The 19,239-nt window shown below is 65.4% G+C and carries 22 protein-coding genes; 8 read left to right on the top strand and 14 right to left on the bottom strand.

Annotated features, from left to right (window positions below; genetic code table 11):
- Positions 1–20 precede the first annotated feature (20 nt).
- Together ACI2KK_RS22890 and ACI2KK_RS22885 are read left to right on the top strand one after the other, a co-directional pair.
- The gene (locus ACI2KK_RS22890; RefSeq protein WP_217839401.1) at positions 21–425 is read left to right on the top strand and encodes a TraR/DksA family transcriptional regulator; all 405 of its coding nucleotides are present in this window, start codon (positions 21–23) and stop codon (positions 423–425) included.
- Positions 426–569: 144 nt separating this feature from the next.
- Positions 570–2,177, top strand: coding sequence for a methyl-accepting chemotaxis protein (locus ACI2KK_RS22885; protein WP_404670729.1), 1,608 nt, complete (start codon positions 570–572; stop codon positions 2,175–2,177).
- A gap of 8 nt (positions 2,178–2,185) precedes the next feature.
- Here the strand turns inward: ACI2KK_RS22885 and ACI2KK_RS22880 are convergent, their stop codons facing one another.
- A complete protein-coding gene (locus tag ACI2KK_RS22880) occupies positions 2,186–2,473 on the bottom strand; it encodes a hypothetical protein (protein WP_404670728.1) in 288 nt (95 codons plus the stop codon).
- 209 nt (positions 2,474–2,682) lie between these two features.
- Between ACI2KK_RS22880 and ACI2KK_RS22875 the strand changes: the two genes are divergently transcribed.
- Both ACI2KK_RS22875 and ACI2KK_RS22870 read left to right on the top strand, forming a co-directional pair.
- Positions 2,683–3,153, top strand: coding sequence for a hypothetical protein (locus ACI2KK_RS22875; RefSeq protein WP_217839398.1), 471 nt, complete (start codon positions 2,683–2,685; stop codon positions 3,151–3,153).
- Positions 3,150–3,356 (top strand): hypothetical protein, encoded by a 207-nt coding sequence (locus tag ACI2KK_RS22870; protein WP_404670727.1) that lies wholly within the window; start codon positions 3,150–3,152, stop codon positions 3,354–3,356. The genes ACI2KK_RS22875 and ACI2KK_RS22870 overlap by 4 nt, the downstream gene beginning before the upstream one ends.
- A 3-nt stretch (positions 3,357–3,359) precedes the next feature.
- On the opposite strand, the gene ACI2KK_RS22865 is transcribed toward ACI2KK_RS22870, so the two are convergent.
- The 7 genes from ACI2KK_RS22865 to ACI2KK_RS22835 all read right to left on the bottom strand — a co-directional run bounded on the left by ACI2KK_RS22865 (position 3,360) and on the right by ACI2KK_RS22835 (position 10,585).
- The gene (locus ACI2KK_RS22865) at positions 3,360–3,725 is read right to left on the bottom strand and encodes a Na+/H+ antiporter subunit G (RefSeq protein ID WP_217839396.1); all 366 of its coding nucleotides are present in this window, start codon (positions 3,723–3,725) and stop codon (positions 3,360–3,362) included.
- Positions 3,722–4,000: a K+/H+ antiporter subunit F gene (locus ACI2KK_RS22860; protein ID WP_217839395.1), complete on the bottom strand. Its 279-nt coding sequence runs from the start codon at positions 3,998–4,000 to the stop codon at positions 3,722–3,724. Before ACI2KK_RS22860 ends, ACI2KK_RS22865 begins: the two co-directional genes overlap by 4 nt.
- Positions 3,997–4,485 (bottom strand): Na+/H+ antiporter subunit E, encoded by a 489-nt coding sequence (locus tag ACI2KK_RS22855; protein WP_404670726.1) that lies wholly within the window; start codon positions 4,483–4,485, stop codon positions 3,997–3,999. Before ACI2KK_RS22855 ends, ACI2KK_RS22860 begins: the two co-directional genes overlap by 4 nt.
- Positions 4,482–6,161, bottom strand: a complete 1,680-nt coding sequence (locus ACI2KK_RS22850; RefSeq protein WP_404670725.1) for a monovalent cation/H+ antiporter subunit D — start codon at positions 6,159–6,161, stop codon at positions 4,482–4,484. Before ACI2KK_RS22850 ends, ACI2KK_RS22855 begins: the two co-directional genes overlap by 4 nt.
- Positions 6,158–6,502 carry a Na+/H+ antiporter subunit C gene (locus ACI2KK_RS22845; RefSeq protein WP_003250128.1) on the bottom strand — a complete coding sequence of 115 codons (345 nt, stop codon included), beginning with the start codon at positions 6,500–6,502 and terminating at the stop codon, positions 6,158–6,160. Before ACI2KK_RS22845 ends, ACI2KK_RS22850 begins: the two co-directional genes overlap by 4 nt.
- Positions 6,502–9,417, bottom strand: coding sequence for a monovalent cation/H+ antiporter subunit A (locus tag ACI2KK_RS22840; RefSeq protein WP_404670724.1), 2,916 nt, complete (start codon positions 9,415–9,417; stop codon positions 6,502–6,504). The genes ACI2KK_RS22845 and ACI2KK_RS22840 overlap by 1 nt, the downstream gene beginning before the upstream one ends.
- A gap of 238 nt (positions 9,418–9,655) precedes the next feature.
- Positions 9,656–10,585 carry a DMT family transporter gene (locus ACI2KK_RS22835; protein WP_404670723.1) on the bottom strand — a complete coding sequence of 310 codons (930 nt, stop codon included), beginning with the start codon at positions 10,583–10,585 and terminating at the stop codon, positions 9,656–9,658.
- 84 nt (positions 10,586–10,669) lie between these two features.
- On the opposite strand from ACI2KK_RS22835, the gene ACI2KK_RS22830 reads away from it, so the two are divergent.
- The gene (locus ACI2KK_RS22830) at positions 10,670–11,233 is read left to right on the top strand and encodes a helix-turn-helix domain-containing protein (protein WP_404670722.1); all 564 of its coding nucleotides are present in this window, start codon (positions 10,670–10,672) and stop codon (positions 11,231–11,233) included.
- Here ACI2KK_RS22830 and ACI2KK_RS22825 read toward each other — a convergent pair.
- Positions 11,230–11,778 carry a cysteine hydrolase family protein gene (locus ACI2KK_RS22825; protein ID WP_404670721.1) on the bottom strand — a complete coding sequence of 183 codons (549 nt, stop codon included), beginning with the start codon at positions 11,776–11,778 and terminating at the stop codon, positions 11,230–11,232. The two genes, ACI2KK_RS22830 and ACI2KK_RS22825, sit on opposite strands and share 4 nt — an antisense overlap.
- A gap of 82 nt (positions 11,779–11,860) precedes the next feature.
- On the opposite strand from ACI2KK_RS22825, the gene ACI2KK_RS22820 reads away from it, so the two are divergent.
- Positions 11,861–12,838, top strand: coding sequence for a GlxA family transcriptional regulator (locus ACI2KK_RS22820; RefSeq protein ID WP_404670720.1), 978 nt, complete (start codon positions 11,861–11,863; stop codon positions 12,836–12,838).
- 3 nt (positions 12,839–12,841) lie between these two features.
- On the opposite strand, the gene soxR is transcribed toward ACI2KK_RS22820, so the two are convergent.
- Positions 12,842–13,288 (bottom strand): redox-sensitive transcriptional activator SoxR, encoded by a 447-nt coding sequence (gene soxR / locus ACI2KK_RS22815; protein WP_404670719.1) that lies wholly within the window; start codon positions 13,286–13,288, stop codon positions 12,842–12,844.
- An 85-nt stretch (positions 13,289–13,373) separates the two neighbouring features.
- Here soxR and ACI2KK_RS22810 point away from each other — a divergent pair, with 85 nt between their 5' ends.
- Positions 13,374–13,754 (top strand): antibiotic biosynthesis monooxygenase, encoded by a 381-nt coding sequence (locus ACI2KK_RS22810; protein ID WP_404670718.1) that lies wholly within the window; start codon positions 13,374–13,376, stop codon positions 13,752–13,754.
- Here the strand turns inward: ACI2KK_RS22810 and ACI2KK_RS22805 are convergent.
- Both ACI2KK_RS22805 and ACI2KK_RS22800 read right to left on the bottom strand, forming a co-directional pair.
- On the bottom strand, positions 13,733–14,503 hold the full coding sequence (locus ACI2KK_RS22805) for an alpha/beta hydrolase family protein (RefSeq protein WP_404670717.1): 771 nt from the start codon (positions 14,501–14,503) through the stop codon (positions 13,733–13,735). The two genes, ACI2KK_RS22810 and ACI2KK_RS22805, sit on opposite strands and share 22 nt — an antisense overlap.
- A complete protein-coding gene (locus tag ACI2KK_RS22800; RefSeq protein WP_404670716.1) occupies positions 14,487–15,587 on the bottom strand; it encodes a DUF3182 family protein in 1,101 nt (366 codons plus the stop codon). The genes ACI2KK_RS22805 and ACI2KK_RS22800 overlap by 17 nt, the downstream gene beginning before the upstream one ends.
- Before the next feature lie 194 nt (positions 15,588–15,781).
- Between ACI2KK_RS22800 and ACI2KK_RS22795 the strand changes: the two genes are divergently transcribed.
- Positions 15,782–17,590 carry an aminopeptidase P family protein gene (locus ACI2KK_RS22795; protein WP_404670715.1) on the top strand — a complete coding sequence of 603 codons (1,809 nt, stop codon included), beginning with the start codon at positions 15,782–15,784 and terminating at the stop codon, positions 17,588–17,590.
- A gap of 54 nt (positions 17,591–17,644) precedes the next feature.
- Here ACI2KK_RS22795 and ACI2KK_RS22790 read toward each other — a convergent pair whose 3' ends face one another.
- A complete protein-coding gene (locus tag ACI2KK_RS22790; RefSeq protein WP_217885695.1) occupies positions 17,645–17,926 on the bottom strand; it encodes a hypothetical protein in 282 nt (93 codons plus the stop codon).
- Positions 17,927–18,113: 187 nt separating this feature from the next.
- Positions 18,114–19,001 (bottom strand): threonine/homoserine exporter RhtA, encoded by an 888-nt coding sequence (rhtA, locus tag ACI2KK_RS22785; protein WP_404670714.1) that lies wholly within the window; start codon positions 18,999–19,001, stop codon positions 18,114–18,116.
- Positions 19,002–19,239 lie beyond the last annotated feature (238 nt).

Raw genomic sequence — 19,239 nt, 5'->3', positions numbered from 1 at the left:
ATTTTTTCATAGAGAAATCGATGACCAAGGAACAGTTGCTGGCCATGTCGGCCGATGACTACATGAACGCCGAACAGCTGGCGTTCTTCACCGCGCTGCTGCAGGCGATGAAAGTCGAAACCCACGAGCGCATCGAGCTTAGCCGCAACTCCATCGAAAGCCTGGACACCCCGTCGGACCCTGCCGATGTGGCCTCGGTGGAAGAGGAGCGCACCTGGCTGGTCAACGCCATCGACCGCGACCAGCGCCTGCTGCCGCAGTTGGAGATGGCGCTGGACCGCATCGGTGACGAAAGCTTCGGCTGGTGCGATGACAGCGGCGAGCCGATCGGCCTGAAGCGCCTGCTGATCAGCCCGACCACCAAGTACTGCATCGAAGCCCAGGAGCGCCACGAGCAGCTCGACCGCCACCAGCGGCAGGTCTGACCTCGACAGCCTGAGCCAAGGCCCCACGGAGCGATCCCTGGGGCCTTCGTGTTTTCTTGTCGTGCATCATGGGTGGGCGCCTTACTTCCAAGGGAGTATGGATAGTGGCGTTGTAGTGGCGTTTAATGGCGTCACAATAACGACATGCGATGGACCACGAAGATGATGCGAGAAGGAACTCTGCCGCCCGCGGAAATGCCGCAGGTGGGTACCACGCGCAGCCTTGCTTTGTTGCAGGGCGTGGCGCTGTGTGCGTTGCTGTGCGCCACGGCGTTCGTCGACCAGGCGCTGTACCTGGCCGTGCCCCTGGCATTGCTGGTGCTGTGGTTGCCGCGCTGGCGGCAAGCTCCGCGCCCTGTGCCGGTAATCGAGGCTTCCCAGGAGGACGACCTGATTCGTCAGCTGGCCAAGGGCACCAGCCATAACGCGCTGTCGGCCGCTGCCGTGGCCCATGCCGCGCAGCAGCTCGCGGCGCGGGTGCAATCGCAGCTGGGCGCAGCGCAGGACATCGTCGGCAGCGCCGAGGTGATGATCGTCACCGAAAAGGCCAGCGCCCAGCTTAGCCAGCAGGCACTGCAGGCGGCGCGTGAGGCCCACGGCAGCAGCGTGGCCGGCAGCGCGGTGCTGGCCGAGTCGATCCAGCGCATGCATGACCTCAGTGTGCGCGCCACCACCAGTCGCGAGCTGATCGAGGCGCTGCACCAGCGCAGCGAAGACATCGCCCGGGTGACCCTGGTGATCCAGGCCATCGCCAGCCAGACCAACCTGTTGGCACTCAATGCCGCCATCGAAGCTGCGCGGGCCGGTGAGCACGGGCGCGGTTTTGCCGTGGTCGCCGACGAGGTGCGCGGCCTTGCCGGGCGCACCGCCAGCGCCACCGAGGAGGTGGGGCAGATGGTCGCCGACATCCAGGCGCGTACTGCCCAGGTGGTGGCGCAGATTCGTGAGCTGGCCGATGACCTGGGCAGCGGTGTGCAGCAGGTGGAGCACACCGGCGGGCAACTGGCGCAGATCGCCGAGCTGGCGGCCAGTGTCGAAGGGCAAGTGAGTGAGATCGCCGAAGGCACCGATACCAACCGGGCCCAGCTCGATACCCTGTTCCAGGCGGTGGCTCAGGTACGCAGCGACCTGGAGGTGAGCGACCAGCAGACCCGTCGCCTGGCCAAGGCAGCGGTGCAGATGGAGGGCCAGGTGGAGGGTTTGAGCGAACGGCTGGCCGAAGTCGGGCTGGATGCCTACCACCAGCGGGTGTTCGAACTGGCCCAGGCCGGTGCCCGGCAGATCGGCGAGCGCTTCGAGGCGGATATCCAGCAGGGCAGGGTGACACTGGATGACCTGTTCGACCGCCAGTACCGGCCGATTGCCGGCATGCAGCCGCCGCGTTTCAGCACCCGCTTCGACCAGTACACCGATACCGTGCTGCCGCACATTCAGGAGCCGCTGCTGCAGCATGAGGGGCTGGTGTATGCCATCGCCTGCACCCCGCAAGGCTATGTGCCGACCCACAACAATGCTTTCAATCAACCGTTGACCGGCGACCCGGTGCACGATACTGCCCACAACCGTAGCAAGCGCACCTTTGACGACCGCACCGGCATTCGCTGTGGCAGCCATCAGCAGCGGGTGTTGCTGCAAACCTATACCCGTGACACCGGCGAGCTGATGCATGACCTGTCGGTGCCTATCTTCGTTCAGGGCCGGCATTGGGGTGGCTTGCGCCTGGGTTACCGCCCCGAACCCGGCCTTGACTGAGCACGCGCTCAGCTTTCCAGGTGACGTGCCAGCTCGCAGGCATCTTCGTGGCGCCTGCGAAACCCCTTGACCCTGCCGGTGCAACTGTCAGTGACGTGGTAGAAGGCGATTCCGGCGGGGATGACAATAAAACGGGGTTTTTCCGGCCAGGAATTGCGTTGTGCCTCTCGACGGATTTCAGTGTTTTCGTGCATATTCATCCCCCTGTAATGCGCGTGTGATGATCGCGACCCTGTTCTGAGCAGGGTGCTGACGTGGTCTGCCGCTTCTTTTTCGACGGTTTGGCCTTCAGTCATTACATTTTCCCGTTACCGAATCATGCCGAAGCGTACCCCGCGCATCCGGGCGATGGACTGGCGAAGCGTTTCCCGGTTCTCGCAAGGCTTGCGCCGCGTGGATCCTTCGTTGCCGGGCTGTGAAGCCCATCGGACTTTGACTTTTCATCGGCGGCCACCCCTGCGGTGCATACGAGTGGCCGCTTGCTACAGATGCGAGGAACCTTTCATTGGCAGTCAGTACTCTTGATACCCATGCGTTGTTTGCCCTGGGCGACCTGCGCGCCAAGCTGGTCAAGCTGTTTCAGGGGCGTTTCGTCTATGTCACCGAGCAGAGCCCCGAAGGCCTGTACATGGCCGAGATCGACACCGGCGATGCGCTGGTGGTGGATGACAAGCAGCGGCTCGAGCTCAAGGTGGGCGACCACTTCCGCGCCGCCGTGCTGCCCAGCCGCGAAGGCGGCAAGCTGGAACTGCGCTTTCGCGAGATCAAGTTCAACGTTTACGGCCAGGGCGACTACGCGTTCGTCTCGGCGCCCGAGGGCGATGGCATCGTGTTTCGCGAGGGGCACGGCGTGATGCTGGTATTCGCGGCGCAGCAACAGGTGCCGGAAGGCCTGGGCAAACTGCTCAAGGCGGTGACCGGCAAGGTGGCCAAATGGCGTAAAGGCGAGCTGACCACCTTCAAGGCCAGCGAATGAGTGAGGCGGGGCCTGCGTCGCGGGCCGAGTTTCATAGCCAGCATCAGGCCCAGGCCACCGAGCAGGCCCAGCGCCTGCTGGCGCGTCGTGAAGCGCTGCAGGGCGCCTGGCTGGCCTGGGTGGCCGGCGAGCTTTACCAGCTCAGCCCGCCACCTTTTGTTGCCATGGTGCGCCGTGAGTTGCAGCGCCTGAGCGAGGCTTGAGGGTCAGTTACCGCGGTCGTGGCCGCTGCTGACTTCGTCCGGTACCGCCTCGCCGCTGGTGCGTTTGCGAAACAGTGCTGCCCGGGCCAGCAGCAAGGTGGTCACCGGCACGGTGATCGACAGCAGGATCGGGATCAGCCAGGCGTGCAGCACCGGGCTTTGCTTGAGCATCGAGAAGTACAGGATCGAAGCCAGCGCCACGCACCAGGCGCCGATGGTCGAGGCCAGTGCCGGTGGGTGCATGCGCTGGAAGAAGTCCTTCAGCCGCAGCAGCCCGATGGCGCCGATCAGGGCGAACAGGCTGCCGAGCAGCAGCAGGGCGGCCACCGACAACTCCAGCCAGAACGGCAATTGCATTGCTTCGGTCATTCGATCACCTCGCCGCGCAGCAGGAACTTGGCCAGGGCGAACGAGCCGACGAAGCCGAACAGGGCAATCAGCAGCGCGCCTTCGAAGTAAGTGTCGCTGGCGTAGCGGATGCCCAGCACCAGCATCATCAGCATGGCCAGGATGTACAGGTAGTCCAGGGCCAGTACCCGGTCCTGGGCAGAGGGGCCGCGGAACAGCCGGATCAGCGCCAGGCCCATGGCGATAGCGAAGATGAACAGGCTGGCGAGGACGGCGTTGGCTAACAGGCCGCTCATTCGAAAATCTCCATCAGCGGGCGTTCGTAGGTGTGCTTGAAGTGTTCGATGAAGGCTGCTTCGTCTTCCAGGTCGAACACGTGCAGCAGCAGGACGCTACGGTCCAGGGCTAGTTCCGACCAGACCGTGCCGGGCACCACCGTGGTGATCATCGACAGGGCAGCCAGGCCGTGGGCGTCGCGCAGCGCCAGTGGAATATGCACGAAGGCCGAGCGCGGCGGCCGGCTACCGGCAAACAGCACGCCGCGGGCCACCAACAGGTTGGAGTGGATCACGTCGATGCCGACCCGGGCGATCAGCCGGGCGATCACCAGCGGGCGGCGCACATGGGCGTGCTGCGGGCGCAGCGGGGCCATGAGTATCGGCGCCAGGAGCCCCAGGGCGGCGCCCAGCAGCAGGTTGCCCGGGCTCACCGAGAGGTTCAGCAGCAGCCACAGCACGAACAGCGAGACCGACAGCAGCGGGGCGGGGAACAGGCGGTTCATGGCTGCACCTCGGCGCTGGCAGTGGTCGGGCCGGGCAGCGGGCGGGTGGCCATGACCGCGTTGATGTAGGCGTCCGGGGCTTGCAGTTCGGCGGCGGTGTCCTGGGTGTAGCGCAGCAGCGGCTCGGCCTTGAGGCTCAGGAAGATGCACAGGCCCAGCAGCATCACGATGGGCAGGCATTCATAGCGACGCAGCCGTGGCGAAGGGCGTTCTTCGGGCTTCCAGAAGCGCTGGATGCCGACCCGGCCAAAGGCGATCAGTGCCGCCATGCCCGACAGCACCAGCAGGGTGACCAAGGTCCAGCCAGCCGTGCCCAGCGGCTGCTGCGGGGCGACCCCGAGCCCTTGCGGGTTGAACAGCGCGCTGATCAGGTTGAGCTTGCCGATGAAGCCCGACAGCGGCGGCATGCCGATGATCAGCAAGGCGCAGGCGATGAAGCTCAAACCGAGGAAGGCCATGGTCCAGGGGATGATCTGGCCGATCACTGCCTTTTGCTCGTCGTCCAGGTTGATGCCCTTGGGTGGGTGCAGCGACTCCAGTGGCGACGGCATGGCGTCTTCTTCATCGTCCAGCGGCGCTTCGTTGGCCGAGCGCGAGCGCTCCACCAGTTCGGCCAGCAGGAACAGTGCACACAGCGCCAAAGTGGAGCTGGCCAGGTAGAACAGCGCAGCGCCGGTCAGTACCGGCTGGCCGAAGCCTACGGCGGCCAGCAGGGTGCCGGCTGAGACCAGGATGCTCAACGCCGCCAGGCGTTCCAGGCGCTGGGCGGCGAGGATCGAGGCGGCGGCCACGGCCAGGGTCACCAGGCCGCCGTACACCAGCCAGTCACCGCCGAAATGCGCCGAGGCCCCGGCCTGCCCGGAGAACAGCAGGCTCCACAGGCGCAGCACGGCGTACAGGCCGACCTTGGTCATGATGGCGAACAGCGCAGCCACCGGGGCGCTGGCCGACGAGTAGGCCGGCACCAGCCAGAAGTTCAGCGGCCAGATGCCGGCTTTGGCCAGAAACGCGATGGCCAGAATTGCTGCACCGGCGTGCAGCAGGCCACGGTCTGCTTCGGGTACCAGCGGGATCTTCAGCGCCAGGTCGGCCATGTTCAGGGTGCCGGTGACGCCGTAGAGCATGGCGGCGCCCACCAGAAACAGCGACGAGGCGAACAGGTTGATGGCGATGTAGTGCAGGCCGGCCTTGACCCGTGCCCGGCCCGAGCCATGCAACAGCAGGCCGTAGGAGGCCGCCAGCAGCACTTCGAAGAACACGAACAGGTTGAACAGGTCGGCGGTGAGGAAGGCGCCGTACAGGCCCATCAACTGGATCTGGAACAGCGCGTGGAAGCTGGCCCCGGCGCCGTCCCAGCGGGCCCGGGCGAACAACAGTGCACTGCTGCCGACGATGCCGGTGAGCACCAGCAGCAACGCCGACAGGTGATCGACCACCAGCACGATGCCGAACGGCGCCGGCCAATTGCCGGGAAGGTAGACGCCGATGGACTCGGCCTGGCCCTGGGTACGTACCCACAGCAGCAGCGACACGGCGATGGCCAGCCCGCAGAAAGTGGACAGCAGGTTGAGCCGGGCCTTGAGCCAGCGGTGTTTCTCGCCGATCAGCAGCATCAGGGCTGCGGTGACCAGCGGCAGCAGGATCGGCGCGATGATCAGTTGGCTCATGCCACTCATTCGTCACGCTCCCGGCCGTCTACGTGGTCGGTACCGGTCAGGCCGCGCGATGCCAGCAGCACCACCAGAAACAGCGCGGTCATGGCGAAGCTGATGACGATGGCAGTGAGCACCAGGGCCTGGGGCAGCGGGTCGGTGTAGTGCAGCAAATCCTGGGTGACGCCGTCCTTGATGATCGGCTCCTTGCCGATGAACAGGCTGCCCATGCTGAAGATGAACAGGTTGACCCCGTACGACAGCAGGCACAGGCCCATGATTACCTGGTAGGTACGCGGGCGCAGGATCAACCACACCCCCGAGGCGGCCAGCACGCCGATGGCGACTGCAATGACTTCTTCCATCAGGCGGCTCCTGCTTGGCTGGACTTGGCAGGATTGCCGGGGCGGTAGGCACGTACTGACTGGTGCGCCAGCGCGGTGAGGATGAGCAGGGTCGAGCCGACCACCACGCTGTACACGCCGATGTCGAAGAACAGCGCGCTGGCCACGTGGATGTCACCCAGCAGCGGCAGGTGCAGGTGCGCGGTGTGGGTGGTGAGGAAGGGGTAGCCGAGCAGCATCGCGCCGGCCCCGGTCAGGGTGGCGCAAAGCAGCCCGGTACCCATCCAGCGCAGCGGGCGCAGGCTCATCTGCGCCTCGACCCATTGGGTGCCGGCGACCATGTACTGCAGGATGAACGCCACCGACATCACCAGGCCAGCGACAAAACCGCCGCCCGGCTGGTTGTGCCCGCGCATGAACAGGTACATCGACACCAGCAGGGCAATCGGCAGCAGCAGGCGCACCAGCGCTGCCGGCACCATCATGAAGCCGAGGGCGGTGTCGGTGGCATGGCGCGGGTTGACCAGGTCGGTGACCACGTCCGGTGCCAGCTGGCGCTGCTGGGCGGGCAACTGCATGCTCTCTTTGGGCGGGCGGAAGCGGCGCAGCAGGGCGAACACGGTCAGGGCCACGGCCACCAGCACGGTGATCTCGCCCAAGGTGTCGAAGCCGCGGAAGTCCACCAGCATGACATTGACCACGTTGGTGCCGCCGCCTTGCGGCAAGGCGCGGCTGAGGTAGAACGAGGAGATGTCGTTGGGGGTTGGGCGAGTGAGCATGGCGTAGGACAGCAGCGCCATGCCGCCACCTACCAGCACCGCCAGCACCAGGTCGCGCAGGCGGCGCAGGCGGGCGCGGTCGCGGCTGCCGGGCAGTGGCGAGACGCCTTCGATCCGCCGCGGCAGCCAGCGCAGGCCGAGCAGGATGAGCACGGTGGTCACCACTTCGACCGCCAGTTGCGTCAGGGCAAGGTCGGGGGCGGAGAACCAGACGAAGGTGATGCAGGTCATCAGGCCGCAGACGCTGACCATGATCAATGCGGCCAGGCGGTGGTACTTGGCCTGGTAGGCGGCGCCGATGGCACAGGCGATGGCGATCAGCCACAGCGCGACGAACACCCCGGAACCCGGGATTTTTGGCCGGTCGCCCCAGCTCAGGCCGCTGTACAGCAGCGGCGTGAGGCCGGCGATGAAGGCTGCCAGTACCAGCATGAACAGCTGCACCTGCAGGCGGCGGGTGGTCAGCAGGCGCTCGAGGTGGCGGGCCAGCAGCATCAGGCGCACCAGGCCGTGCTCGAACAGGCGCTTGCCGTTGAAACGCTCGATCAGTGGCGGGTAGGGGAAGCGGCCGCGTTGCAGCTGCTTGCGCAGCAGCAGGTAGAGGACGATGCCGCCGCACATGGCGATCAGGCTCATGATCAACGGCGCGTTCCAGCCGTGCCAGATGGCCAGGCTGTACTCCGGCAGGGTGCCGCCGACCACCGGCAGGGCGGCGGCGGCCAGCAGCGGGCCGACCGATTGCGCCGGGAAGATGCCGACTACCAGGCAAGTGAGTACCAGCAATTCGACCGGGGCGCGCATCCAGCGCGGTGGCTCGTGGGGGGTGTGCGGCAGGTCTTCGGCCTTGGGGCCGAAGAACACATCGACGGTAAAGCGCAGTGCATAGGCCACGCTGAAGGTGCCGGCCAGGGTGGCGATGACCGGCAGGGCGGCCTCGACCCAGGCGGTGGAGCTGATGAACACGGTTTCGGCAAAGAACATCTCTTTGGAGAGGAAGCCGTTCATCAGCGGCACGCCGGCCATCGAGGCGCTGGCGACCATGGCCAGGGTGGCGGTGAAGGGCACCAGGCGGAACAGGCCGCTGAGGCGGCGGATGTCACGGGTGCCGCTTTCGTGGTCGATGATGCCGGCGGCCATGAATAGCGAAGCTTTGAATGTAGCGTGGTTGAGAATGTGGAACACGGCGGCCACGGCCGCCAGCGGGCTGTTCAGGCCCAGCAGCAGGGTGATCAGGCCCAGATGGCTGATGGTCGAGTAGGCCAGCAGGCCCTTGAGGTCGTTCTGGAACATCGCGGCGAAGGCGCCGAGCAGCAGGGTGGCGGCGCCGGCACCGCCGACGATCCAGAACCACTCCTCGCTGCCGGACAGTACCGGCCACAGCCGCGCCAGCAGAAATACCCCGGCCTTGACCATGGTGGCCGAGTGCAGGTAAGCCGACACCGGGGTGGGTGCGGCCATGGCGTGGGGCAACCAGAACTGGAAGGGGAACTGCGCGCTCTTGCTCAGGGCGCCGACCAGGATCAGCGGCAGCAGTACCGGGTACAGGGCGTGCTGGCGAATGACATCACCGGCAGCCAGTACCTTGTCGAGGTCGTAGCTGCCGACCACGTGGCCCAGCAGCAGGGCGCCGACCAGCAGGCACAGGCCGCCGGCGCCGGTGACCATCAGCGCCATGTAGGCGCCGCGGCGGGCATCGGCGCGGTGGTGCCAATAACCGATCAGCAGGAACGAGAACAGGCTGGTGAGCTCCCAGAAGAACACCAGCTGGATGAGGTTGCCGGATATCACCAGGCCGAGCATGGCGCCCATGAACGCCAGAAAGAACGCAAAGAAGCGCGGCACCGGGTCCTGGGGCGACATGTAGTAGCGGGCGTACAGCGACACCAGGGTGCCGATGCCCAAGATCAGCAGGCTGAACAGCCAGGCGAAGCCGTCCATGCGCAGGACCAGGTTCATGCCCAGGCTGGGCAGCCACAGCAGTTCTTCGCGGATGACGCCGCCATGGGCGACCTGTGGGTACAGCAACGCCACCTGGACGGTACCGACCAAGGCCACGAGCCCGGCAAGAATGGACTCGGCGTTGCGTGCGTTGTGCGGCAGCACGGCCGCCAGGCAACTGCCCACGAAGGGCAGAAGCAATAGCACAATCAATGACATAGCGTTCTGATCTGGAGAGGTTTGCCAAGGATCATACGTGCCGGGGGGTGTATCACCAACACGTAAGCGGTTGCGAAATCCTACAAATGCGCTGTGACAAGCTGTTTTTTTATAACAGTTTTTTACAAGGATAGCGGGCAGGGGGGAATGTGCGAGCAGCCTCGTGCGTGTCAGCGATCTGGCAGGGGCTGGGGGTGGATGGCACCGGCTTTACCGGTGATCGCCGGCAAGCCGGCTCCTACAGGGGGGCGGCTTCTTCCTGCTTGTCGCGTACCTCACTGCGGCGGCGGACCTTCAGCTCGCTGACCACCACTGCCAGCACGATCAGCAGCCCGCCGATCAACGCCACGCCCGGCAAGCGCTCGCCAGCGATGCGCCCGACCACCCCGGCCCAGACTGGCTCGCCGGCATAGATCAGGGTGGCGCGGGTCGGCGAGACCGATTTCTGCGCCCAGTTCATCGCCACCTGAATCACCGCGCTCATGGCGCCCAGGCCGATGGCACTGATCAGCAGCAGCCAGGAGAAGTCGGGCAGGTGCTCCTGGGTGGGCACGATCATCAGGAACGCCAAGGCCGAGGCGGTGGCCAACTGCACCACGGTGACCCGGCGCACATCGACGGAGCCTGCATAGCGGCTGATGAGGATGATTTCGCCGGCGATGGCCACCGCGCTGACCAGGGTCACCAGTTCGCCTTCGCTAAAATGCAGGGCGCCGCCCTCGGGGCCTGCCAGCAGCATCAGGCCGGCGAATGCCAGGCAGATGCCTACGCTCGGCATCAACCCTGGGCGGCGGCCGAGCACCAGCCATTGCAGCAGCGGCACGAAGGGCACGTAGAGCGCGGTGATGAATGCCGACTGGCTGCTGCTGATGGTTTGCAAGCCCATGGTCTGCAGGCCGTAGCCGAGCATGATGGTGACGCCGATGAGCATCCCGGCCTTGAGTTCGGTGAAGGTCAGCCCCGGCAGCGCGCGCGCCGAGACCAGGCCGACGAACAGCGCCGCAGCGGCGAAGCGCAGGCCGACGAAGAACATCGGCCCGCTGACGGTCATGACGTTGTGCACGATGAGGAAGGTGCCGCCCCAGAGCATGGTGATGAACACCAGCACCAGTTCGGCCTTGCTCAGGCGGAAGGTGATGGCGGGTTTGGCCGGGGTGGTCTGGTTCATGGTCTTGCTTGCTCGGCTGGGGCGGCGCACAATTCGCCGCAAAGTGGGCAGTATACTGCGCAACCTGAGCGAGTGAGCAATATAGTGCACAAAGATTCCACGCAGCGTGCCTCGGTGCTGCAGCATGTCAGCCACAACGTGCGTCGCCTGCGTGGCGATGCCGGCCTGAGCCAGGCCGCGCTGGCCGAACGCTCCGGCGTGAGCCGGCGCATGCTGGTGGCCATCGAGGCGGGCGAGAAAAATGTCAGCCTGACGACCCTGGACCTGATCGGCGAAGCGCTTGGGGTGGCCTTCAGTACCCTGATCCAGGCGCCCGATCAGCGCGACCCCAGCCGTATCGACGAGCTGGCCTGGGCCGGTGAGCACCCTGGCAGCCGGGCGGTACTGCTGGGCAGCAGCCCGGCGCGGCGCGAGGTGGAATTGTGGGAGTGGACCCTGGCCCCAGGTGAGCACTACACCAGCGAAGCCGATGCAGCGGGCTGGAGCGAGCAGATCTACGTGGCCGAAGGGCAGCTTACGTTGCTGATCGAAGGTGCCGAGCACCGCTTGCACAGCGGCCAGTTCCATGTATTCCCCAGCGATTGCCGTTACGCCTACCGCAATGACGGGGCGTTGCCAGTGCGCTTTGTGCGCAACGTGGTCATTTAGCCTTTGAGCAGCTCAATGGTGCCGGCGACGTTGGCATAAGCGAACGCCAGGGCAGCCATGGCCGAGTCATGCACGTCACGGGCAGCGACCTGCCTGCCGCCGAAATCCAGCGCCAGGGTGGCGCAGGCATCGTGGGCCACATTCACTGCATAGCCAAAATCAGCGGCGGCGCGTGCCGCGGCATCGATGCACATGTGGCTCATGCTGCCGGCGAGAGTCAGCGTGGCGATGCCGTGCTGGTCGAGCACCTGCTTGAGGTTGGTGTCACGAAAGCTGTTGACCTGGTGCTTGAGTACCACGGGCTCGCCAGCGGCTGGCGCGACCTTTGGGTGAATCTCGGCGCCTTGGGAGCCTGGGGCGAAAAACGGTGCATCGGCGTCGGCGAACTCATGGCGCACGTGCACCACCAGGTCGCCCCGCTCACGAGCGGCGGCCAACAGCCGGGCAGCGTTGTCGGCGGCGGCTTCGGCGCCGTCGAGGGTCCATTTGCCACCGGGGAAGTAATCGTTCTGGATGTCGATGAGAATCAGGGCCTGCTTGCTCATGGTGCCTCCTGCGGCAGTAGTGAAGAACTGACGATAGTTATAGGCTTGCCTGATCGGTCTTGGGATTGGCGCGAGCGACACAATGACGGCAAAAACTGACAGCCTGGAAATCGGCATCCTGGTTTACCCGGGGGCACAGAGCGCTGCGGTGCATGGCCTGACCGACCTGTTCGCGGTGGCCAACCGGGTGGCGGGCGAGCTGGGCGAGCACGGCTTGCCGTTGTTGCGGGTGAGCCATTGGCAGTTGGATGAAAGCGCGCAACTGCAGGTTGTTCACGACAGCCTGCCACAGCCCGGCCATGGGCTCAGGGTGATGCTGATCCCGCCGAGCCTGGCAGCGGCGCCCTCTAACGCGCTGCTGGCAGCCCATGGGGCAGCGCTGCGCCAGTTGCATGGGCAAGGTACGGTGTTGGCGTCGGTGTGCATCGGGGTGTTTCTGATCGCTGGCAGCGGCCTGCTGGATGGGCGCGCGGCCTGCACCCACTGGAACTACGCCCAGGCCTTGAGCGAGCGCTTTCCCAAAGTACAGGTGGCGGCCAGCCAGCCGTTGCTGGATGACGGCGATATCGTCACCTCGGCAGGGCTGATGGCCTGGACCGACCTGGGGCTGCATCTGCTGGAGCGTTTTCTGGGCCACACCCTGGCCCGCGAAACAGCCCGTTATCTGGCAGTCGAGCCGACGCCGGCACCTTTGCCAGGGGCTTTGTTCACCCCGCGGCTGGAACACGGCGACGAGGCGGTGCTGCGGGTGCAGCATTGGCTGCAGGGCGAGGCCGGGCGCGATGCGGGGCTGGCTGAAATGGCCCGTTGTGCAGGGTTGGAGCCTCGGACCTTCCTGCGTCGCTTTCGCGCTGCCACCGGCCTGCGCCCGACCGAATATGCCCAGCAAGTGAGGGTGGGGCGTGCCTGCAGGCTGCTGGAATTCACCCGGCGCAGTGTCGATCAGATCGCCTGGGGCGTTGGCTATCAGGACCCAGGCGCCTTTCGCAAGGTGTTCCAGCGCCTGACCGGCATGACCCCCAGCGACTATCGGCGGCGTTTTGCGGTGGGCAGCACCTGAGCATCAGCCCATGTGCGGGCCGGGGCCGGCCTCGCCCAGGCGGTCGTGGTGGTTGCGCAGCGGGCACTCCTTGAGCGACAGGCAGCCGCAGCCGATGCAGCCGTCGAGCTGGTCACGCAGCAGGGTGAGTTCTTCGATGCGCTTGTCCAGGTCCTGGCGCCAACGCTGCGACAGGCGCTGCCAGTCCTCGGCGCTGGGGGTGTGGTCACGGGGCAGGGCGGCCAGGGCCTGGGCGATGTCGGCCAGGGGAATACCGAGGCGCTGGGCCATTTTGATCACCGCTACCCGCCGCAGCACCGCGCGCGGGTAGCGGCGTTGGTTGCCGGCGTTGCGGGTGCTGTGGATCAGGCCCTTGGTTTCGTAGAAGTGCAGGGCGGTCACTGCCACACCGCTGCGCGCAGCCAGTTGCCCGACACTGAGCAGGCGTTCGCCGGGGGAGGGCGTCTTCATGGATAAAATCCTTGACCTTGAGTTAGCTAGAGGTTTTACCCTGCGCGGCAACAGGCTGCAACAGCCCCAAGCGAGGAGACGGTCGATGACGGCACATGCCCATTCCCTGTGGTTTACCCAGATGATCGAGTACGACGTGCCGCCGGATCGGCAGGGCGCCTTGGCGCAGGCGCTGGTGGTGCGTTGCGAGCAACTGGCGCTACGTTGCGAGGGCCTTGAGGGGGTCAGTATCCAGGCCAGTGACGACGGCTGCCGGGTGTTGCAGTACCTGCAATGGCGTTCACGCGAGGTTTGGGCCGCAGCGGCCGAGGCCTTTGTCGAGGAGCCGTTCCTGGCACTGCTGGGTCAGCACCAGGCGCGGGGCGTGAACTTTGCTGCGTACCAGGCCCTGCGCAGCCTGGTGCGCGGGGCTGATGGCGGTTTGCACTGCCAGGTGGGCGAGGTTCAGGCGTACCACGGCGCGTAGTGCGGGTAACGGTCCAGGCGCGCACCGATGACCATTTCGCTGACCCAGGCGGTGAGCATTGCGCTGTAGGCTTTCTGGCTTTCTTCGCTGGACAGCGCATGGTCGGCGCCGTCGACGATGCGATGGGTCAGTGAATGGGCGCTGACGAACGCTGAGCGGTAGCTCATCAGGGTGTCGTGGGGTACGTAGTCGTCCTGTTCGGATTCCACCAGCAGCACGTCGCCGGCGAACTCGGCGCAGGCACCAAGGGCGCGGTTGTCGGCCGGGCCCAGGGCACGGCGGCGGTAGTCGTTCAGGCGCTGGCGGTCGAGCCCTTGCTTGGGCATGTTCCACTCATCATCCCAGTACAGCGCCGGTACCCGCAACGCCAGCCACTTCACCGTACGCCGGGCGGTGAGCAGGGTGGCCAGGTAGCCGCCATAGCTGCTGCCGATCACGGCGATGGCGCCGGGGTCGACGCTGGGGTGGCCGGCCAGCAGGTCGTAGGCGGCCAGCAGGTCATCGAGGTTCTGTTCGCGGGTGACGGTCAGGCGCTGGCTTGCGGTCTTTTCGTGGCCGCGCAGGTCGAAGGTCATGCACACACAGCCAAGCCCGGTGATCTGCCGCGCCCGGGCCAGGTCGCGCTGCTGGCTGCCGCCCCAGCCGTGCACGAAGAGAATGCCGGGCATGCGGCTGCCGGGGCTGACCAGGGTGCCGGCGATGCTCTCGCCCTGGACCTTCAGCTCGATGTTTTCACTCTCGATGGTCATGCTCGCGTATCCGTGCGTATTTGCAGAGTTGTCCGAGTTCACTGTCATCCCCCTGGTAGAAGAGTGTGGCGTCGGCGGGTAGTTGCGCTGTGCCGAACACCTCGTGAGTTGATGCGCGCAGTTGTTGCAGGGCCGGGTCGTCGGCGAACGCCTGCAGGGCCAGAAGCTCGGCGCTGCTGGCGCCGCCAATGCGCCAGGATTGCTCGAGCACGCCGCTGCGCAGGTGGCCTTTGGCGTCGCGGCCGCGGGCGATGTCGTAGTTGCGCCGGGAGACGACGAAGGTGGGAAAGTGCATTTCGGCGGCTTGCTCGTAGGCCACCGCCTGGTTGACCGCCAGGCGCAGGTGATCTTGCAGTGGCCGCTGCAGCAAGGCGTCGTAGCCGCCGCGTACGACGATCAGGTCGGAGCCTCCGTACACTTCGCAGCCCTGGTGGTCGCGGGTCAACTGTTGCGTGCCGTGGTAGCTCAAGGTCAGCCCGGCCACGCGAACCTGGCCGACGCTGAAGGTTTCGACATCGCTCAGGTCTTCTTCGAGCGCCAGGCCCCATAGCGCCAGTTGTTGGTCGTCCATGGGGGCGAGCAGTGCTTCGAGCTGGTCCATGTGCTCAAGCACTTGCTGGCCCCGGCCGGCGGTGGCCAGCACTGGCTTGAGGCGTACCTTGCCGTTGCCGAGCAGCAGGGCAACTGCGCGGCGGGCGTCGGCTTTGGAAAATACGCTGTAGCCGCGCAGCAGGGCGTCGCGGGCCTGCCGGGCGAAGGCATCGGTCCAGCCTGGGGGAGATGTGGCGCCCGCGGGCAACGGATGGGAGATGGCCTTGGTCGCCATGTGCGGGTGGCTGACCAGGCCGCCGAACAGGTCGCCCTCATCGTCGATGCCTGGCGGCGTTTGGTCCGACGTTTCAAGCAGCGTCTCGGTGGGGAGATAGTAGTAGCGCTTGCCATCCAGGGACGGCTCGGCAACCTCATGGCGTTCGACAGCTAACAGCCGGGCCAGGCCGTCGGCCAGCTTCAGGTGGACTGCATGCTCATGCTCGGGCGTGTGCTCGCGGGTATCGAGCAGCACCACGGCGTGCTTCGTCTGCATGGGCTTCTCTCATCGGCTGCCTGTGTAGAGTTTGTGAAGGTTCGGCGCTGGGCAAGTTCAGAGCGGGTGACCGGCGGTCGGCAGGGCAGTTGCGGCAAAGCCTGCCTTGATGTCGCCTGCGTGATTGCGGGCGTCGGCTGGCTGTTCCATTATCGGCGGCCTGGACCCGCCGAGATAAGCCCGCAGGAGTGTGCATGAACAGTCAGTCCCCCCTTCTGGAAAGTGTGCCGGCACGCCTGGCCCGTGTGCGTGAGGTGATGGCCGGCGAGGGCGTCGATGCCCTGCTGGTGCCGTCGGCCGACCCGCACCTGTCCGAGTACCTGCCGGGCTATTGGCAGGGGCGCCAGTGGTTGTCCGGCTTCCATGGCTCGGTGGGCACGCTGGTGGTGACCGCGCAGTTCGCCGGGCTGTGGGTCGACAGCCGCTACTGGGAGCAAGCCGAACATGAGCTGCACGGCAGTGGCATCGAACTGATGAAGTTGCGCCCGGGGCAGCCCGGGGCGCTTGAGTGGTTGGGCGAGCACGCCCTCGCTGGGGGCGCCGTTGCAGTGGATGGTGCGGTGATGGCGCTGGCCGCCTCGCGGCAGTTGAGCGAGCGCCTGAAGGCGCGTGAGGTACGGCTGCTGACCCACCTCGATTTGCTTGGCCGGGTCTGGGCCGACCGGCCGGCATTGCCGGCCAACCCGGTTTACCAGCACCTGCCGCCCCATGCCACGGTCAGCCGTGCCGAGAAACTGGCCACCTTGCGCGCTGGTTTGCGCGAAAAGGGGGGCGACTGGCACTTCATCGCCACGCTGGATGACATTGCCTGGTTGTTCAACCTGCGGGGGAGCGACGTCTCCTACAACCCGGTGTTCGTCGCCTTTGCCTTGATCAGCCAGGGCAAGGCCTTGCTGTTTGTGGGGGCGGACAAGGTAGACGCTCATCTGCGTCAGGTACTGGCTGCCGATGGCATCGAGGTGCGCGGGTACGATGAAGTGGGGCAAGCCCTGGCAGCCATTGAACCTGGCAGCAGCCTGTTGCTGGACCCAGCGCGGGTCACCTGTGGCCTGGTGGATGCGCTCGATGGGCAGGTGCGCCTGGTAGAGAGCATCAACCCGACGACCCTGAGCAAGTCCCGCAAAAGCGAGGCCGACCTGGTGCATATCCGCCAGGTGATGGAGCAGGACGGGGCGGCGTTGTGCGAGTTCTTCGCCTGGTTTGAAGCCAACCTGGGCCGCGAACGCATCACCGAGTTGACCGTCGATGAGCAACTTACGGCGGCCCGGGCCCGGCGGCCGGGTTATGTCTCGCTGAGTTTTTCCACCATCGCAGCCTTCAATGGCAATGGCGCGATGCCGCATTACCGGGCCACCGAGCAGTCCCATGCGGTTATTGAAGGCAATGGCCTGCTGCTGATCGACTCAGGTGGGCAGTACCTTGGGGGAACCACCGACATTACGCGGATGGTGCCGATCGGTGAGCCAACGTATGAACAGAAGGCTGATTGCACACGCGTGCTGAAGGGCATGATCGCTTTGTCGCGGGCACGCTACCCGCGTGGCATCCTGTCGCCGCTGCTCGACGCCATCGCGCGGGCGCCGATCTGGGCCGACCAGGTGGACTACGGCCACGGCACCGGGCACGGCGTGGGTTATTTCATGAACGTGCACGAAGGGCCACAGGTGATCGCCTTCCAGGCACCCGCCACGCCGCAGACGGCCATGCAGCCGGGGATGATCAGTTCCATCGAGCCAGGTACTTATCGGCCGGGGGAATGGGGCGTGCGGATCGAGAACCTGGTGGTCAACCGTGAGGCAGGTAGCTCTGCGTTCGGCGACTTCCTGGAGTTCGAAACCTTGACCTTGTGCCCGATCGACACGCGCTGCCTGCTGCCGGAGCTGCTGGGGCGCGAGGATGCTGCGTGGCTCAACCGTTATCACTGGAGCGTGCGCGAGCGGCTTGCACCGCTGCTGGCCGGTGAGGCGCTGCAATGGCTGGAGCAGCGCACTGCGGCTATCTGAAGCAGGTCATACGAAAATGAAAAAGGGCAGCCTGCGGGCTGCCCTTTTTTGCTTCTACTTGCAGATCACGATCATGCTGCGGCTGGTGTAGCCGGCGGGGTTGATGCCGAAGATGTAGTCACCGGGCTCCTCGTCGTTGTCACCGGAGCGGGCGATCACCTTGTAGCCTTTGCCGCTGCAGGAGGTTTCGGCCTTGGCGTAACACTTGTCCCACGAGGAGGAGAGGCCCGAGCAATTGATATGCAGGCCCTTTTTTCCCCGTTTCACCTCGGTCTTGGCCGTAGCGGCACACCCAGCAATGGCCAAGATGGCCAGGATGAGCAAAATACGTTTCATTCCTGTCCTTATGCGGGCCCGACTGCTTGAGCGGGCCTGTCGTCAGCGCTTCGAGTCTTCCTTGAGATTCCCCAGCATCCCTTTGCCGCCAAGTAGATAGCGTCTTGATTATGATTTTGTGACAGCTTAAGTCAGCTGCGGCGAGCGGTACAAGGCCGACGCCGCTCAAATGCAAATATTTCTCAAATCAGTCGGCCGCTACAGGTGGGGGGCTATCGCGTTTCATCGACAAGGTCGCGCCGACCGACGCGGTGATGATGGCAAGGATGGCCAGCCATTGCCAGAGGGTCAGTTTTTCCCCTAGGAAGAGCAGGCCCGACAAGGCGCCAAAAGCCGGTTCGATGCTCATCAGGGTGCCGAAGGTTCGCGCGGGCATGCGGGTCAGGGCGACCATCTCCAGGCTGTAGGGCAATGCCGTGGACAGAACGGCGACAGCCAAGGCTACAGGTAGAAGGGCGGGGGTGAGCAAGGCGCTGCCGGCGTGCACGATGCCGATGGGTGCGACGAACAGTGCTGCGATCACCACGCCCAGGGCCGCAGTCTGGATACCGTTCTCGGCGCCGGCCTTTTGCCCATAAAGAATGTACAGGGCCCAGCAGACTCCAGCGCCCAGGGCATAGAGGGCGCCGATCGGGTCGATGCTGGCGCCGGTCTGGCCGACTGGGATGAGCAACAGCAAGCCGGCGACGGCGAGCGCGATCCAGACAAAGTCCAGCGCCCGGCGTGAGGCCAGCAGTGCAACGGTGAGTGGGCCGGTGAACTCCAACGCTACGGCGACACCCAGGGGGACAGAACGCAATGACATATAGAAGAGGAAGTTCATGCCACCCAGGGCCATGCCGTAGATGATCACGCTGCGCCAGGTGCTGGCGTCCATGCGCGCGCGCCAAGGGCGCAGTATCAGCAGCATGATGATGCTGGCGAAGATCAGGCGCAGAGTGGTGGTGCCTTGGGCGCCGACAATGGGGAACATGCTCTTGGCCAGCGAGGCGCCAGACTGGATGGATGCCATGGCGATCAGCAGGAGGCCGATAGGGAACAGCAAGGCGGCCAGGCTGCGGGGTGGGGTGCTCATTGTTGTGGGTGGTCCGTGGTTGTGCGCGTAGGGTGAGCAATATAGTGCGCATTGGCGGGGTGGGTGTGCAAGGGATTGGGAGCTGCCAGGGTTGCCGCAGGCCCCGGGCGGCCTTCTATTGGCTTTTTCTCCAAATATTTCAGTTATTTGAAATAAAGGGTTGACGGGGTTTCAGATCCCCTTATAATGCGCCCCACTTCCAGCGACAACGGAACGCGAAACTCCTTGAGAATCAACG

It is taken from the genome of Pseudomonas sp. NPDC089406 (assembly GCF_044900265.1).
Lineage (GTDB): Bacteria > Pseudomonadota > Gammaproteobacteria > Pseudomonadales > Pseudomonadaceae > Aquipseudomonas > Aquipseudomonas fakonensis.
The sequence above is the reverse complement of the archived record's forward strand: the minus strand, read 5'-3'. Positions and strand labels throughout refer to the sequence as shown.

What these genes read in the sequence shown, in the direction of transcription:
- ACI2KK_RS22855 (WP_404670726.1), bottom strand. Translation starts at nt 4,485, where the DNA reads ATGAACCGCCTGTTCCCCGCCCCGCTGCTGTCGGTCTCGCTGTTCGTG.
- ACI2KK_RS22885 (WP_404670729.1), top strand. Translation starts at nt 570, where the DNA reads ATGCGATGGACCACGAAGATGATGCGAGAAGGAACTCTGCCGCCCGCG.
- ACI2KK_RS22840 (WP_404670724.1), bottom strand. Translation starts at nt 9,417, where the DNA reads ATGTCATTGATTGTGCTATTGCTTCTGCCCTTCGTGGGCAGTTGCCTG.
- ACI2KK_RS22880 (WP_404670728.1), bottom strand. Translation starts at nt 2,473, where the DNA reads ATGACTGAAGGCCAAACCGTCGAAAAAGAAGCGGCAGACCACGTCAGC.
- ACI2KK_RS22820 (WP_404670720.1), top strand. Translation starts at nt 11,861, where the DNA reads ATGACGGCAAAAACTGACAGCCTGGAAATCGGCATCCTGGTTTACCCG.
- ACI2KK_RS22850 (WP_404670725.1), bottom strand. Translation starts at nt 6,161, where the DNA reads ATGAGTGGCATGAGCCAACTGATCATCGCGCCGATCCTGCTGCCGCTG.
- ACI2KK_RS22835 (WP_404670723.1), bottom strand. Translation starts at nt 10,585, where the DNA reads ATGAACCAGACCACCCCGGCCAAACCCGCCATCACCTTCCGCCTGAGC.
- ACI2KK_RS22890 (WP_217839401.1), top strand. Translation starts at nt 21, where the DNA reads ATGACCAAGGAACAGTTGCTGGCCATGTCGGCCGATGACTACATGAAC.
- ACI2KK_RS22800 (WP_404670716.1), bottom strand. Translation starts at nt 15,587, where the DNA reads ATGCAGACGAAGCACGCCGTGGTGCTGCTCGATACCCGCGAGCACACG.
- ACI2KK_RS22810 (WP_404670718.1), top strand. Translation starts at nt 13,374, where the DNA reads ATGACGGCACATGCCCATTCCCTGTGGTTTACCCAGATGATCGAGTAC.
- ACI2KK_RS22865 (WP_217839396.1), bottom strand. Translation starts at nt 3,725, where the DNA reads ATGACCGAAGCAATGCAATTGCCGTTCTGGCTGGAGTTGTCGGTGGCC.
- ACI2KK_RS22790 (WP_217885695.1), bottom strand. Translation starts at nt 17,926, where the DNA reads ATGAAACGTATTTTGCTCATCCTGGCCATCTTGGCCATTGCTGGGTGT.
- ACI2KK_RS22870 (WP_404670727.1), top strand. Translation starts at nt 3,150, where the DNA reads ATGAGTGAGGCGGGGCCTGCGTCGCGGGCCGAGTTTCATAGCCAGCAT.
- soxR (WP_404670719.1), bottom strand. Translation starts at nt 13,288, where the DNA reads ATGAAGACGCCCTCCCCCGGCGAACGCCTGCTCAGTGTCGGGCAACTG.
- ACI2KK_RS22845 (WP_003250128.1), bottom strand. Translation starts at nt 6,502, where the DNA reads ATGGAAGAAGTCATTGCAGTCGCCATCGGCGTGCTGGCCGCCTCGGGG.
- ACI2KK_RS22825 (WP_404670721.1), bottom strand. Translation starts at nt 11,778, where the DNA reads ATGAGCAAGCAGGCCCTGATTCTCATCGACATCCAGAACGATTACTTC.
- ACI2KK_RS22795 (WP_404670715.1), top strand. Translation starts at nt 15,782, where the DNA reads ATGAACAGTCAGTCCCCCCTTCTGGAAAGTGTGCCGGCACGCCTGGCC.
- rhtA (WP_404670714.1), bottom strand. Translation starts at nt 19,001, where the DNA reads ATGAGCACCCCACCCCGCAGCCTGGCCGCCTTGCTGTTCCCTATCGGC.
- ACI2KK_RS22860 (WP_217839395.1), bottom strand. Translation starts at nt 4,000, where the DNA reads ATGAGCGGCCTGTTAGCCAACGCCGTCCTCGCCAGCCTGTTCATCTTC.
- ACI2KK_RS22805 (WP_404670717.1), bottom strand. Translation starts at nt 14,503, where the DNA reads ATGACCATCGAGAGTGAAAACATCGAGCTGAAGGTCCAGGGCGAGAGC.